Source organism: Gordonia metallireducens (genome assembly GCF_021245825.1).
GTDB classification, from domain to species: Bacteria; Actinomycetota; Actinomycetes; order Mycobacteriales; family Mycobacteriaceae; genus Gordonia; species Gordonia namibiensis.
Map to the genome: position 1 here is coordinate 79,816 of NZ_JAJQJP010000030.1, position 14,216 is coordinate 94,031.

At 65.0% G+C, this 14,216-nt stretch carries 14 protein-coding genes; 1 reads left to right on the forward strand and 13 read right to left on the reverse strand.

All coding sequences use genetic code 11. The features are described 5' to 3' along the window. Nucleotides 1-67: 67 nt before the first annotated feature. Entirely contained in the window at nt 68-958 is an 891-nt protein-coding gene (locus LQD00_RS11775; RefSeq protein ID WP_232717383.1) for an alpha/beta fold hydrolase, read from the reverse strand. Between the two features lie 93 nt (nt 959-1,051). On the opposite strand from LQD00_RS11775, the gene LQD00_RS11780 reads away from it, so the two are divergent. Continuing rightward, nucleotides 1,052-1,492 carry a MarR family winged helix-turn-helix transcriptional regulator gene (locus LQD00_RS11780; RefSeq protein WP_232717384.1) on the forward strand — a complete coding sequence of 147 codons (441 nt, stop codon included), beginning with the start codon at nt 1,052-1,054 and terminating at the stop codon, nt 1,490-1,492. Nucleotides 1,493-1,667: 175 nt separating this feature from the next. Here the strand turns inward: LQD00_RS11780 and LQD00_RS22890 are convergent, their stop codons facing one another. The 12 genes from LQD00_RS22890 to LQD00_RS22895 form a co-directional block, all read right to left on the reverse strand. Then, nucleotides 1,668-2,051 (reverse strand): type II toxin-antitoxin system death-on-curing family toxin, encoded by a 384-nt coding sequence (locus LQD00_RS22890; RefSeq protein ID WP_406567009.1) that lies wholly within the window; start codon nt 2,049-2,051, stop codon nt 1,668-1,670. Next, entirely contained in the window at nt 2,048-2,632 is a 585-nt protein-coding gene (locus tag LQD00_RS11785; protein ID WP_232717385.1) for a Panacea domain-containing protein, read from the reverse strand. The genes LQD00_RS22890 and LQD00_RS11785 overlap by 4 nt, the downstream gene beginning before the upstream one ends. A 664-nt stretch (nt 2,633-3,296) precedes the next feature. Then, nucleotides 3,297-3,707, reverse strand: coding sequence for a hypothetical protein (locus tag LQD00_RS11790; protein ID WP_232717387.1), 411 nt, complete (start codon nt 3,705-3,707; stop codon nt 3,297-3,299). Between the two features lie 87 nt (nt 3,708-3,794). Next, a complete protein-coding gene (locus LQD00_RS11795; RefSeq protein ID WP_232717389.1) occupies nt 3,795-4,193 on the reverse strand; it encodes a hypothetical protein in 399 nt (132 codons plus the stop codon). A 927-nt stretch (nt 4,194-5,120) separates the two neighbouring features. Continuing rightward, nucleotides 5,121-5,681, reverse strand: coding sequence for a hypothetical protein (locus tag LQD00_RS11800; protein WP_232717391.1), 561 nt, complete (start codon nt 5,679-5,681; stop codon nt 5,121-5,123). A gap of 28 nt (nt 5,682-5,709) precedes the next feature. Beyond that, nucleotides 5,710-5,958 carry a hypothetical protein gene (locus LQD00_RS11805; protein WP_232717392.1) on the reverse strand — a complete coding sequence of 83 codons (249 nt, stop codon included), beginning with the start codon at nt 5,956-5,958 and terminating at the stop codon, nt 5,710-5,712. Beyond that, a complete protein-coding gene (locus LQD00_RS11810; RefSeq protein WP_232717393.1) occupies nt 5,958-11,240 on the reverse strand; it encodes an aggregation-promoting factor C-terminal-like domain-containing protein in 5,283 nt (1,760 codons plus the stop codon). The genes LQD00_RS11805 and LQD00_RS11810 overlap by 1 nt, the downstream gene beginning before the upstream one ends. Before the next feature lie 240 nt (nt 11,241-11,480). Next, nucleotides 11,481-11,912 carry a hypothetical protein gene (locus LQD00_RS11815; protein ID WP_232717395.1) on the reverse strand — a complete coding sequence of 144 codons (432 nt, stop codon included), beginning with the start codon at nt 11,910-11,912 and terminating at the stop codon, nt 11,481-11,483. Continuing rightward, nucleotides 11,909-12,226: a WhiB family transcriptional regulator gene (locus tag LQD00_RS11820; RefSeq protein WP_232717397.1), complete on the reverse strand. Its 318-nt coding sequence runs from the start codon at nt 12,224-12,226 to the stop codon at nt 11,909-11,911. The genes LQD00_RS11815 and LQD00_RS11820 overlap by 4 nt, the downstream gene beginning before the upstream one ends. After that, nucleotides 12,223-13,566: an AAA family ATPase gene (locus LQD00_RS11825; RefSeq protein WP_232717398.1), complete on the reverse strand. Its 1,344-nt coding sequence runs from the start codon at nt 13,564-13,566 to the stop codon at nt 12,223-12,225. Before LQD00_RS11825 ends, LQD00_RS11820 begins: the two co-directional genes overlap by 4 nt. Then, nucleotides 13,563-13,976 carry a DUF2742 domain-containing protein gene (locus LQD00_RS11830; RefSeq protein ID WP_232717399.1) on the reverse strand — a complete coding sequence of 138 codons (414 nt, stop codon included), beginning with the start codon at nt 13,974-13,976 and terminating at the stop codon, nt 13,563-13,565. The genes LQD00_RS11825 and LQD00_RS11830 overlap by 4 nt, the downstream gene beginning before the upstream one ends. Then, on the reverse strand, nt 13,973-14,179 hold the full coding sequence (locus LQD00_RS22895) for a DUF6011 domain-containing protein (RefSeq protein WP_406567011.1): 207 nt from the start codon (nt 14,177-14,179) through the stop codon (nt 13,973-13,975). Before LQD00_RS22895 ends, LQD00_RS11830 begins: the two co-directional genes overlap by 4 nt. Between the last annotated feature and the right edge of the window lie 37 nt (nt 14,180-14,216).

Genomic DNA, 14,216 nt, shown 5'->3' on the forward strand with positions numbered 1-14,216 from the left:
TGGGAGGGTCGTTTGTGCTCGGAGCACAAAGCGGCGCCCGCGCGATCGCCGCCCACTCGTCGACGCGTCAGCCGTCCACGTCAGCCAAGAAGCCGCCGACCGCCCCTGCCAGGCGACCCGGCGCCTCGAGCGCGACATGATGCCCGACGCCGTCGAACTCGATCGCGGAGACGGGCCCGGCCGAGATCTGAGCCAGTGTCCGAGCGGTGAACGGGCCACCGTAGGTTCCCACCGCGAGCATCGGCATGGTCAACGACACCACCGCCTTGGCCCGGAACTCATCACCCTCGGAGAGCATGGATCGATACAGGCCCGCCGCTCCTCGCCAGCCACCTTCTCGCGCGAACACCCGCACGAACTCGTCGAGATCGGCTTCGTCGACCGCCCCCTCGACACGCGTCATCGTCGGAAACGCCCAGTCGCCGAGGACTTTCCGTTCCCGCCCGGCGAACAGCAGATCGGCGATCCCCGGTGCGGCCAACGCACCGATGTGCCACGATCCCCCGTGGACGACATCGGCGAACCCTTCGAGACCGAACCCGGCGAGCCCCATCTCCACCCCGATCAGGCTCCGCACGAGTTCGGGATGCGCGGAGGCGAGCCGATAGACCGAGCCGCCCGAGATGTCCTGCGCCAGAACATGCATGGGACCAACAGCGAGGTACCGGATGAGCTGATGTAGATCATCCGCCGCCATGGCACCACCGAAGCCTTCGCCCGCGACCGCAGAGTCACCGAAACCGCGCAGATCGACGGCGAACACCTGGTGGTTCTTCGCCAACAATGGGATCAATCGGTGGAATGTCCACCACGACTCCGGGAATCCGTGGACGAGCAGGATGGGCGAACCACCGCTCCCCGCCGAGACATAGTGCAGCGACGTCCCGTTCACGTACGCGACGTGGTGTTCCACCTCGGGGATCGTCGCCCTGGTTGTACTACGCGCTTCCACACTCATGACCATTCCCTCGTTCTGTCAACCTGGTTGTCAATACGGTAGATTTCTGTCAACCTGGTTGTCAATAGCCGAGGCGGTCGGTAACCTCCGGTCGTGGATGTTTCCCGCGGGGCCCAGTTCGCCCGCTTGCTGCTCGAGACCTTCGATGCGATGACGCGCGAGGTCGTCGAAGAACTGGCCGACGCCGGACACCCGGGCCTCACCGTGACCAACGAACTCGCCATGGAGGCCATCGACGACGGAGCGGGCAACGCGGCATCCCTCGCCCGGCGTCTGGGCGTCTCGCGACAGGCCGCAGCGAAGACGATCACCGCGCTGGAAGGGTTGGGTTACGTCGAACGCGCCGCGGACGCCGACGACGCCCGGCGCAAGAGTTTGCGCATCACCGCCCGCGGACGCGAGGCCATCAGAGTCGGAAGCGCGGCCTTCGACCGCATTCGCGTGCGGTGGGAGGCGGCACTCGGCGCGGACCGGGTCGCCGAGACCGAGGATGCCCTCAGATTTCTCCGCGACGGGGTCCCCGAAGAGAAATGACCCCCCATCCGTGAGGACGGGGGGTCATCTCTGGCGGTGGCGGAGGGATTTGAACCCTAATCGACCCACCTGGCCAGGCCCCGGAAACACCTCCAACCAGGGAATACAGCTCAGCCGACAGCACTGTTAGTCAGCCCAGATCGTGGGCAATTGTGGGCAGAATGTGGGCACAGTCCTAGTCCAGGTGACCTGCAAGCCACATCGCAACCCCCGCCTCATCGAAGCTGTGGTTAGCCACACCCTCGACGAAATCTGCAACTTCTAAGTCCGTCAGATGAGCGCCGAGACACGCTCCAAACGCCTCCATATAGATGACAGTGGAAACCCAAGCTGTCCGCTTGTTTCCCTCAAAGAAGGCGTGAGCATGCACGAGACCGTGGAGTAGGACACCCGCCCGCTGCAGCAGAGTGGGATAGAGCAGGTTTCCGCCCCATGTGTGCAGCGGACGTCCAAGTGCACCTTCCAGATCGGATCGCCCAGTGACTGCGTGCAAGTGCTGACCCACGATGCTCAGATTCGTGCCGACGACGTCGTCAGGCTCGAGACAGTAGTAGCTCACCGATCAGCGAGTAAGTCCAGCGCACCAGCCCATCGAGACGTTTGTCGCGCTACAGCGGCCGCGTATCCCGGACCCGACACCCCAACAGCACTGGTCGGCGGAGCCGTCGGGATGTCTTCCTTGCCGGCAATTACCTTTGCGGTGTAGCAACGCCGCATCTCAGTCACTGACAGAGCCTCCGACGAGTACGAATCATCAGCGAGACCACCCCGTGCAACTCGCCACGGCGCATCCTCGTGCGTCAGCGCGATCAACTCCGATTTGGGCAGCTTGCCATAGAAGTCCAGCACCCGATCGATGCTTGCCCGCGCTGTGTCGCTCAGCCTGGCCGGATCGGCGCCCGGCAACGCCGTACCCCAGACACCACCTTGGCGGTCGTACTTGTTGACGCGATGCAGATCGCGAACCACAGGTCCGTCTGGCCAAGCTTCGAACTGGTCATCGAATATCGGTCGACCATCCCAGGCGAGGTGCCAAACTTGGGAGAAGTATGTCAACTTCTCCAGCCTCCAAGCATCGACCCATCCAAGCCGGTTGTAGACGTACTGAGCGACATCCAGCGCAGTTGGCTTACCAGTCATCGCACGTCTCCTTCCGTTCAGTCGTCGATACTCCAGCGGGTTCGTTAGGTATAACCGCAGACTACGACAAGTAGTTCCCTGGTTACCCCAGGCTACCGCGTGTCAACCTGCACACTCACCCCAGATCATGCAGGGCACTGACAATTCATGTCCTTTCGACCCACGCGGGGTAGGGGTACCTCGTATGGGGTGCCGCCAATGCCATGGGGCGAGTTGGGTCGACGCGGGGGCCCTTCCCCCAAGTGGCTCAGTTCCGTATGGCTTGGAAGTCGCGCTGGACTTGGCGGTGTTCGTCCATGGGCGACACTCCAGTCCTCCCGCCGCGCGTAAGCGTGCCGGACCTCGTCAGGCCCGCTCGAGTCGAGTGCCACCCACGATTCGGGACTTGAAGTACGCTTCACTGCTGCGTAGCACGTAGCTCGCGCGCAAGCCGCGAGCGCGGAGAAAGGCCAGACGGATTCGGAGGCGCGCTGTCCTCAACCTGCTTCTCGTGCAGCCGGTCCTTGATGGCTTGCACATCCTCGTCGGACAGCAGCCACTTCCGGCCGATGCGGGTACCGAGTCCTTGGAACTTGCCGCCCTCGCGGGACAGGTGGTGCTTGACGTAGCGCGGCTTCAGTGGCCACAGTTCGGACTCACAAAGTTCATCGACAGGGACGTCCGATCATGCTGACGCTCGACTCCGGCCCACCCACCACACGGCGCCGGCGGCGGCCGCCAGCGCGACGGCGACCGAGCCGAGTGAGATCAGCAGAATCCGTCGATCCGAGTGTCTGTCTTCGCAGTACTCGTACGCAGCGGCGCCGCGGCTCATGTCGGCGTACCAGTCACCGATCGCAGCCTCGGCACCCGCTCGAATGTCCGCCTGTGATCTCGCGCCCTCGTAGTACGAGGAGGTATCGCTCGAGTCGAAACTCGATGAGTAGGTCCAAGAGTCAGACGACGAGAAGACCGTCCCACAGTCCGCGCCCGGTGCGCGCATTGTCGACACCATCAGCGGTACGCACACGATCAGCATGACCACCGCCCCGGCGGCGGCAAGGATCGTTATCAGGCGACTCGTGGTCAGCTGCATCGCTTGTCCTTCACCGGGGTGACTGTAGTTCGGACGACCTGGGCTACGCGGTTCCCAGCGCAGAATTCCTCCGGTCAGCGGACGCACTTAGTCGAGGGCACGCCACTCCGTCGCCAGCTCGATTCGGTCAGCCACCTCACAGATCCGGTCCCACGTCTCAAGCTGGAAAACGGGTTGATAGTCCAGCTCTGTGACGTCGGTTGTGTACCTGTCCAGCTGCGAACTCGTATACCAAGTGTCGTCGACCCGGACTGAGACGAAGCGGAATCGGTCCTTGAAGAATCGGATCGTCGAGAACTCGGGCGGTTCGCTATAGACACGCCTGCCGTCAGCTGTAGGTTCGACGGGACGGGGCCAAGCCGCCTCGCGAAGGTCGCGAACCTCGCGCATTAGGGAAGCTATGAACTCCCGGTCGGATTTGAGATGTCTCCGAAGCTCCGCCTCGACCTCGCTTATTCGTCTACGGGGCATCAGATCTGCCGACACCGGGGAGTTCTGCAGTCCATTCGACAGATGCTAGTGACCCGGCTAAGCGGAGGCACTCGGTCACTCAGAGGAACTGTTCGATTGCTGACCATGGGGCGTCAGGAGTATCGCCGTTGATCGCCTCGTCAAGCTCTTCCGCGAGCCGAACCACAAGCACGTGAGGGTCATCCCCGCGGCGGTCATCTCCGCAGTCCCCAGGGTCACCAGGCCAGTAGCCGTGCTCCTCTGCCCACATCCTTCTCTCCTCGCACCACACCTCGAAGACGTCTGGATAGCTACCGTCGCCCGGCTCGGGCCCCGTGCACTCCCACCCCTCGTAGCCTCTGCGATCGCACCAGACGCGAAACAACCGCAGCTCATCTGGCGGTAGTGCTCCGTGCGTTGTCCGCCCTCGTTGCCAGTGCGACCGGCGCCTCATTCTAGGGAACCACGCCTTTGATCCCGTACGTCCCTCGCGCTGAGCGCCGTTGCGGCTTCGGCGAAGACTCGTCCTGCTCGCCGGTAGGCAAACCCAGGGCTGCAATCAGGCGGGCGAACGTCACACGCTGCTGGCGAAGCTCAGGCAGTGCGGGATGTACACGCGTTCCCTGTGACGACTCGTTCAGTACCCCATCCCGGTCGAGCGTCCGCTGCAACCGGTCGAGAGCGTCCGCGGTCCGGCACGCCTCGAGTAGCAGCTGCTCCTCGTGTGCCGACAGATCCTCGTACTCCTCGATCGTCCGCGCCCACAAAGCTCGGCCGGCATCGCCTAGGCCCGGCGGCGGTGAGGGCAGGTCAGGTGGCTGAACGCCTGCCGGCTGCGTCATCAGGACCTCCAAAGGTCGATTCGATTCAGGGTTTCGGGGAGGGGACAGCCAATGCCGTGAGGAGCGAAACTCGGGGCGGGAGGGTGGCACCCCCCACCCCCTTCCGCCCCTCGACCAAGCTTCAGACGCCGCTGAACAGGTTGCTGACCATGTAGGTGAAGCCGGCGGAGGCGAAGGTGTTGTACTCCTGGAGCTTCTGCAGGTCGCGGAGCTTCTCCTCGGCTGCCGGCTTGTCCTTGAGGTGCTCGGTCATGATGTCGGTCCAGCCTTCGCTGACGGCTCGGGCGAGGATGGCGGAGACGAGGCTCTTGTCGTCGGAGAGCTTCGCGGTGCCGAGGAGTCGTCGGGCGTCATCACCGCTTTCGATGCGGGCCGCTCTGTCCTGTGCGTCTCGGTAGGCGATGATCTGGTTGGGGTCGCTGCTGGTGGTGCCGGTCAGCCCGAACAGCTCCTTCGAGAGCTTCTGCTTACGGTCCTCGACGAGGTCGACCTCCTGCTGTCGCAGCTTGCTCAGGCTTTCCTTGGCGGTCTCGTAGTGATGTTGCAGCGCTTCACGTTTGCCCAAGTCGGACAGCGAGGTGTTGTCCTTGACCTGTCGGACAGCGTTCTCGTAGTTGGTTCGGACGTTGTCTGCGCGGTTGCGGACGTCGGTGATCTGGGACTCGAGGTAGGCGAGAGACATGGTGTATTCCTTCCAGGGTTGCTGCTGGCTATCGAGGTGGCGTCGGCGACAGGTTGTCGCTGACTGTGGTTGGGATGCCCCGGGCTACGAGGTAGGGCCCGAGCTCGTGTTGCAGTGCTCTGCGTTCAGTGGGGTTGGCAGAGGCGAGGAGGTTGCGGGCCGTGTCGACCAGGTCGTCGGTGCCCATCCCGTCTAGGAGTCGTTGGGTCTGACCCCAGTAGCGCGCAGCTCGGAGCTCTGCTGCGATGTCCTCGCGGATCGACTGCAGGACGCTCATCACCCGCCCGTCCTCATCAGCTGCCGCGAGACGAAGTCGCGCTGCTCCTTGACCATTCGCGACTCGCTGGCGAATGTGGGGTTGTTGATTTGGACGCCGGGGCCCATTTTCGCGAGCATGGTGACGACCTGGCGGAGTTCAGCGACGACTTCGCCGACATTGCCTGCGCCGCCCTGGAAGTCCCGGCGAACCATCTCCTCGAACGCCTGCGTCTGCCGCGGGGACAGAACACGTTCCGGCTCGAGGATGCGCTTCTGCATGTCGCCGATGCCGTTGCCGATGCCGCCCTGGTCGTACCAGTTGTTCGCCTCGTGGTGCGCCTTCGCCTTCAGCGGGTCGCCGTAGCGCTCGCCGACGTAGTGGTCGAAGACCTCGCCCTGGGTGCGCGGATCTGGCCCCGGCGTCTTGCCTGCCGCGGCCCACGCCTCCGGGCTGTACTGGCCGGCGCCGTAGTACTTCCCGTTGCGCGCCTCGGGATTCCAGGTCGACTCCTTGTTCACGATCCAGTTGGTGGCATCCCACGGTGGACCCTGACGCCACGCCTCGCGCAGACCCGACCGGAACGCATCCTTGATCGCGTTGCCCGTCGGCGCGACACCGGGACCACCGACGCCGCCCATGTCTTCACCCGGCCGCGGCTTCGTCGTGCCCGGGTCAGTGACGCCCGGACGCTGCTGCGGCGCACTCGGAACCGACTTGGCGGCCCGCTCGTACTCCTGCTTCTTCGCGAGCTCGTTCGACTCGTAGCGAGTCTGCATCCCGCGCAGATCGGAGTCGAGCTGCGCCTTCAGCTCCTCGCTGCGGCGCTTGTGAATCGCCTTGTCGAGACCGTTCTTCTTCTCGGCATCAAGCGCCTTCTTATCGGCCTCATACCGGGCCCGACGCGCTTCCCGCTCCGCGTCGTACTTCTGCTTCCGCGCGAGCTTTTCGTCCTCGTACTTCTGCTTCAGCCCCAGCGTCGCCGACGGATCGGAGCCCGGCTCGCCCGGCTTCGGCGTCTTGCCGATCGCCGAGTTGTAACGCGACGTCGCCTCAGCCACACGGGAGTCGTACTCCTGCTTCTTCGCAAGGTCGTCCTGCTCCTGCTTGTGCTTGAGCTCGTTCAGCTTCCGCTCATAGGTCGCCCGGTCGATCTTCTTCAGCGTGTGCTCGTTCTCGAGCTCCTGCTTCTTCTGCTCGAAGTCCTGCTTGCGGGCGAGTTTGGCCGACTCGTAGTCCTCCTTCAGGGACTGCTTCGCCGCATCGAGTTCCGCCTTCGCCCGGTCGCGCTCCTCCTTCGGCACCGTCGGGCCCGAGCTGTTGCCGCTCTGGTTCCGCATGTTCATGTACTCGGAGTAAGCACCGACCACACCCGGGGTATCACTGATGCCGAAGACCGAGAAGATGTCCTGCAGCTGGCCGACAACGCCGGCCTTGACCGCGTCACCGAACAGGCCGGAGATCGACCTCTCGGTGCTGCCGCCTGAGGTGCTGCCACTCCCGGCGCCGTAGTTGCCCGAGCCGACCTGCTCCCAGGTGCCGTCCGGACGCTGCACCCAGCCGCCGGGATCAGAGCCGGGGTCGCTCCATGCCGAGCCCACACGGAAGTAGGCGTGATCGGTGAACGACGGATCGTCGGCACCGGCCGCCGAACCGCCCATCATGCCGCCACCGTTGCCGCCGCCCATTTCGACGTTGGTGCCGTCGGGCAGGGTTCCGGCCGTGTGGCCGCCGCCCGCGCCGCCATTGCGCCACCCGAAACGCATGTCGCCCGATCCGCCGCGGCCGAGCTGGCCGCCCATCTGCTGAATCTGCGCGCCCATCGTGGCGGTGGAGAATCGACCGCCGAACGGATCGAGACCTGCTGCGGCGCGCGCGAATGCGCTCATCGCGCCCGAGCAGTCACCCCAGTTCACGCCACCCCAGACATACGGGGCGCCCGTCAGCGGCTGCGATGCGCCAGCGCCTTCAGCGAGGCGCTTCAGCGCGTCACCGGTGATGCCACCATCGGCGAACTTGCGCCCACCCTTCGCCATGAGCCGCGACACTGCCCCGCCAGCCATCTCCCCGAAGATTCCCGAGATGCTGTTCGGCATCTTCCCCGCAGGGATGAGGTCGAATCCGAACATCTTCGCGACGGTCGCGAGGATGTCGGTCGAGCGGCCGCGCTTCCCCTCACTGAGCGGGATAAATGCCTCGCCACCGGTTTCCGGTTCAGCCCACTGGATGAGGCTGTTCGGTCGAGCACGTTCGATCACGGCCTGATTCGGCAGCTTCCCGTTCGCGTATTGCTCGAGGTCGCGGAAGCCGCCGTTCGCATACCGGCGGATCGACCCCTCTGAGTTCGTCGCGAGGCCTGGACCGCGCCACACATGACCATCCGGCGTGCGATCGCCGAGGTTGAGACCCCGAGTCTGCACGTTAATGTACGCCTGTCGCTCTCGTGCGGTCCGGTCCAGCTCGGTGTTGATCAAGCCGAGCTTCTTCATGATCGCGGCGATCTCCATGTCGACCTTGGGGTTCGCCGTGGTCTGCGACAGGATGTTGAGCTGATCCATCGACACGGCTTTGCCCTGCAGGAGCTGGTCGATGACGAGGCCGGCGGCGGGAGAGACCGAAGTACGGTCCAGGCCTTCGAGCGCGGCCCGAGCCTCCGCGTTGCGGAGGTCGAACGAGTACTTGTCCAGGTCTATCTTCGGGTTTGCGGTCAGTGCGTTCAGCACAGCAACGTTCTGCGTTACGAGCAGGATCTTCGCCCGAGCGTCCGCGTCGTCGGCGGTGATCTTCACTTGGTTGGTGTTGGGGATCCGCTCGACCGTCGCGCCGAGGCGTTCCAGGATGCCCTGCGTCTCCTGCGTGACCGCCGAACTGTCGATGGTCATGGTCTTCTGGCCTGGAACGTCGTTCCACTTCGCCGATATTGCCGCCAGCTGCTGGATCGCCTCTGGGGCGCCCTTCAGTGCCATCGTGACTTCGACGTCGTCGAGGCCGAGACGGTCAGCGGCCAAACGGATTTCCTCGGCAGACAGACCGTACTGCTTCGCGAGTTGCTGCAGTGCAGCCTGGTTCTCGCGGTTGCGCTCGGTCATATCCGCACCCGATGCCGCGGCGTCGGTGGTCGCATCCACGATGTCGACGAGCGACTGGCGCAGCGCTGCACCGTTCTTCGTCGCGGTGTCGATGCCGAGCTTCTGGCTGATGAGCGCAGAACCGAAGCCTTCGCTCTGGTTGATCGCTTCCCTCGTCGACTCGGCGACCTGACGCATCACCTCGTTGTGCTTGGCGATCGCCTCACCTTCGGTGCGGGCAGGGTTCAGTGCATCGAGAGCCGACTTCAGTGCGCGGGTCTTCTCTGCAGCCGACGAGGTCTTGTCGCCCAGGATGCGCATCGCGTCTCCGAGTTCGGAGACGCCGGGTGCCACGCGGGCGGCAGACTCGCGCTGACGCATGAACTCATCACGCATCTTCTGCATCTGACCGGCCGCCATGGTGCCGCCCTCGCCGGTGGCGACGAGGCGGTCGGCGAGCAGCTTCCACTGTCCGTCGGTACCGTAAAGCTGGCGCGCGACTTCTTCGTTGGTGAGACCGAGATCCTTGATCGCCTTTTCTGCGGCCATCGCACGCTCGGCGTTCTCGTTCAGTGAGCGGCTAGCGCCGGTCGCCCACTTGTAGATGCCGCCGACTTCCTTCAGCTGGTCCCAGGTCGACTTATGCCGATCGGCAGTAGTCGCCAGAGTCTTCTGGTACGCCTCGACCTGCTCGGCGGCACGAGACCAGGTGTCGTCGTTGATCTGGCCGCGAGTCTCGCGGAATGCGCCGCCCATGTCGCGCTGCGCCGTCGCGAGATCCTTTACTGCCTGCTCCTGCGCTTTCGCCTTCTGTGTGGCATCCGCGTGTGCCTGCGCACCCATGAGTAGGTATGCCCCCGCGGCCATGAGCGCGATATTCAGAGGCCCGCCCAGTGCCGCAGAGAGGCCACCAGCCGCGCCCCGCAGCGCGCTGAGCCCACCCGATGCGGCCATGCCCGCGTTGGCGCCTAGCACGCGGATGTGCGCACCTGCGGTCGAGATCTGCGGATTCGCCTGACGCACGTAGGCGAGCGAGGTCCGGTAGGCATCCGTGAAGCCGCTGATCGCCGGGCGAACGCCGCCGAAAGCTGTTCCGACACGGGTGATCCCGGTGTGCATCGGCCCAAGCGCCGACGTAACTCGGCCGAGGATTGCGGGCACCGTGCGGAACGCCATCCACGCGGCCAGGGCCGCGGTCACGTAGCCGGGGTGCGCCTCCATCAGATTGCCGACAGTCTCCAAAACCGGGGCGAGTCCCTGTAGGACGCCCGACGCGGTCTGCACCGTCGCAAGGAAGAGTTGCCAGCCGCCGACGCCAAGCGCCGCAGATGCCTCAGCAAGCGCTGCGCCGATCGTTCGCGCAGCGGGCCCGAGCCCCATCAGTGAATCCCAGAGCGCCCCGAACGTCTCGGCAGCCTGGTCAAGTGCGCCCGAACCCTCGAGGGTGGCATAAAGGTTCTTGAGCTGCGGCACCCAGTCTTCGAAGATCTTCGCGTCGGCGGCGAGCGCGAAGTCCTTCATTTTCGGCGTCAGGGTGTTCACGGCGTCGGTCAGGCCGACGACGCCACCCTTCGCGCGAAGCAGGAACGGTTCCATGCCGGCGGCCGACAGGCGGCCCATCGCAGTCCGGAAGTTGGCGAGCTTCGCGGGAAGGGTCTCGCCCATCTCCTTCGCGAGGTTTCCTGTGCCATCGTTGATGGCCTTCACAACCTGGTCGAACGAGATCTTGCCCTCTTCGCCGAGGGTGCGGACCTCGGCAGTCGTCTTACCGATCGACTTCGCAATGAGGTCGTAGATCGGCACGCCGCGCTGGGCGAGCTGCAGCGCCTCCGAGCCCATCAGCTTGCCCGACGCCTTGATCTGCATCATGACGAGGCCGATGTCCTTCGCCGACGCACCGGAGGCCGACGAGATGTTCACCAGCGCCTTGACCGCGTTGTTCATGTCGTCGCCGGCCTGTACGCCAGCACCGCCGAGCATCGCTGCCGCCGCAGCCGCATCCGACAGCGACGTCGATGTGCCGGTCACGATGTTGTTCAGATCGCCGAGCTGCTTCTTCGTCTGGCCGGCCGACAGCCCCATGTTGCGGAACTGGATGTCAGCCTTCTCGAGCGTGGTGATCCGGTCATAGCCAGCCTTGAACGCATCCTGCATCACCCGGGACGCGGCGCCCGCAGCCTTCGACACACCGATACCGAGCGCAGTGCCCAACGCCGTCGACATGGTGTGACCCATGCGACGGCCCGTATCCCCAGCGCCCCGCTCGGCACCATTCAGTGCGTTGCGGATCCCGGGTGCGATACGGCTCGTCTCGGGAATGATGCTCAGGTAAGCAACGCCTATCTCCGTAGCGATGATGCGCTCCCTTCCCCGCCCGACTGCGGGCCCGAGAAAAGCCCCCAGCAATCGCTGAGGGCCTGTCCCGGACTTCTGCTCGTCGCCGGAGCGCCGACCGCGAACGTCGACAGGAGCACGCTATGTCGGTGCGCTCCTGCTTCGTTCACGTTTCCGCTCCCTGACGTAGTCGTCGACCGTTCCGCGGTGGAAGGTCCAGTACCCGTTGGGAAGTTGTTTCCCGCCGAGCGTCCGGCCCAAGCGGCGCACCTGGCGCGGTGACAATCCGAGGATTTCCGCCGCGACGTTCGCATCGATCAGTTCCGTTGGATCACAGTCTGTCTCGTCAGGAGGACCCTGACCGTCCACATGTCCTGATTCGGACATTGCGTCGAGAGCCTGTGTGGCAGCAGCGAACATGACGTCGAGTACAGAGTTCCGCATCCCGTTGTAGGCGTGCTTCGCAACGCCCGCCTTGACCGCGAACTTGAGGAGCCGCAGCGCTTCCTCCCCTTCGATCATCACGACTGGGCCGAGAGCCCTGGCTCCGTCCGTCTTCGTGAAATTGCTCATGCCGCGCTCCCTCCCTTCTCCGATCGACGCGGACGCCCGGGTGGTTTCGGGACGCGGCCGGCGGTGACCGACTGCGCTTGCTTCCGATCGCCATCGGCCCACTCGCGGCACGCGTCGATGACCGGGCACCGACGGCAGACCTGGGCCGCGGCGAAGTGTCGCCGATAGCCTCCGATCGCATCTTCGTGCGGGTCACGCGGGTCGAACAGTTCCGCAGATCCGACACATGCCGCGCCACTCAACGAGGCGGTTCCGCGGAGGATCTCGGTGAGCAGAGCGACCGGCCCGGCCTCACGTCGCGTCTGGCCTCTCATGCCGACTCCCGGCTCGTCAGGCACTCGACGTGAGCCTTCACCGTCGGCTTGCACGGACGACCGCACACACTGCACACAGCGAGCTGTAGCGCGTCTGACTCGGCAGCCGACAGGCCGTCACCTGTAGAGCCGCCGTCTTTGCCGAGTTTGCCATCATTCCAGGTCACAGATCCTGCGTCCGAACCACTGACCTGCTTACTTGGCAAATCTGGCAAAGGTGGCGGCTCTGAGGGGTACAGACCTCCGGTTGCCAAGACGGACCCGACGAGGTCGGCGCGTAGCCAGAACCACGGGGCGCCCCGGCCGCCTGACTTCACGGCTCGGATGACGGTTGCGTCGGCGTTGATTCGGTCCTTCGCGCGGCGCAGCTGGTCCTTGCTCCAGCCGTTCCCGGCGGCCTCCTCGGCGATGTCCTCGTGCCAGGCCGGCCCGGTCTCGAGGAGTTCGAGCAACCAGGCGTCGATCGGTTGATTGGACCTCTCGGCCGCACCTCGGCTTGCTTCACGCAGGACATCGCCGACGCTCTTGTCCGAGTCGCCGAGTATCACGAACCGGGCGACGTCTGCGGACTTGCCCGACGCGGTCTGCACGGTCGTGGACTCGATGCGATACCGCAGCGCGAGGCTCTCGTCTCCCAGGCTGTTCTTCTCCTGCGACAGGATGCGTTCCCCGTCGTCGGAATTGGGGTCCTTCGCGAACCCGAACACCGCCCGGGCGATCTCGCCGAACGCCGAGGAGCCATTGATGCCGGCGACGACGTCACCGTTGCCGCTCTTGTTCAGGTGCGCGACACCGAGCACCACGCCGTCGATGACTTCGGCGAGCTTGCGCCACGGGTCGAGGATCGCTCGGACCTCGTTGTTGCGGTTGACATCCGCCTTGGCGCCCAGCATCGACATCAGTGGGTCGACGACTACGAGCCGCACTTGCGCAGCGATGAGCTGCTCGGTGAGTTCGTGGATGTCGTGCGTAGTCACCGCTGACGTCTGTTCCTCGTCTCCGTACGTCTCGACCACCTCGGGGAAGAACACGCGGCCGAGGTCGGCGCCGTGCGCCCGGAAGCTCGGCTTGACGATGTACTCAACGGCCTCCTCGCGGGCGATGTAGGCGATGTTGCTCGGCTTGCCGAGCCAACACCCGTCGAGGGTTCCTACCGTCACCTGGGATGCGAGCCAGCGCGCGCTCGTCGATTTCCCAGCGCCGGGACGGCCCGCGAACAGCGCGGCGGTTCCGAGTGCGATGCGTCCCCGCCCGCCGTATTCCCACGCCCAGGTCGGCACGTCGTCGTGGATGTCTGCTGCACAGCGGAGTTGGATTGTGCGGGTCAGCTCGTCGCTCACGCGACCACCCGCTTGGCCCAGGAGTTCGCCTCGAGCCACGCTTGCCGCTGGCGCTCGGTACGGAAGCGTGCCGCCCACGGTTGAGCGGTGGACACTTCACGGGAAGCCTCCGCAGTCGCCTGCGATCGACTTTCCAGGTGGAGCGCGTACATGCTCGCCGCGAGGTAGACCGACCCGACCAGCCGCGGGTCTCCGTCGGTGAGATCGAGCCAGTCGTGGGTTCCGAATGCCGGGAACGCGCCGTGCCGGGCTGCTCGCCGTATGACCGGATCGAGACGCTCGTGGGTTGCGGTCCAGGACACTTCTCGGCTGGATGACGGTGCGGTGAAGATGAGTCCGTGTTCTCCGTGGAGGCCGGCATGCCAAGCCCGGATTTCAGAGACGCTCGACAGAATCGGAATGACGCTCACGCTGCCGCTTCCTTTCGCCGACATGCCGGCCCAATTCCCAAGGTCTTGGAACGGCGGGCAGTCAGCGGGGCCCCGCACACGCGGCAGCTGACTGCAAGGACGTAGGTGCCGCCGCGGAGTGCGGCGAGGAGGAGTTTGTCACCGGGGTCGATGAATCCATCGGGATACCCGGCAGAGGTATCGGTAGACTGTTTGGCAGACATAGTGGGATGTCCTTCCGGGCCCCGACCTCGAACGCCG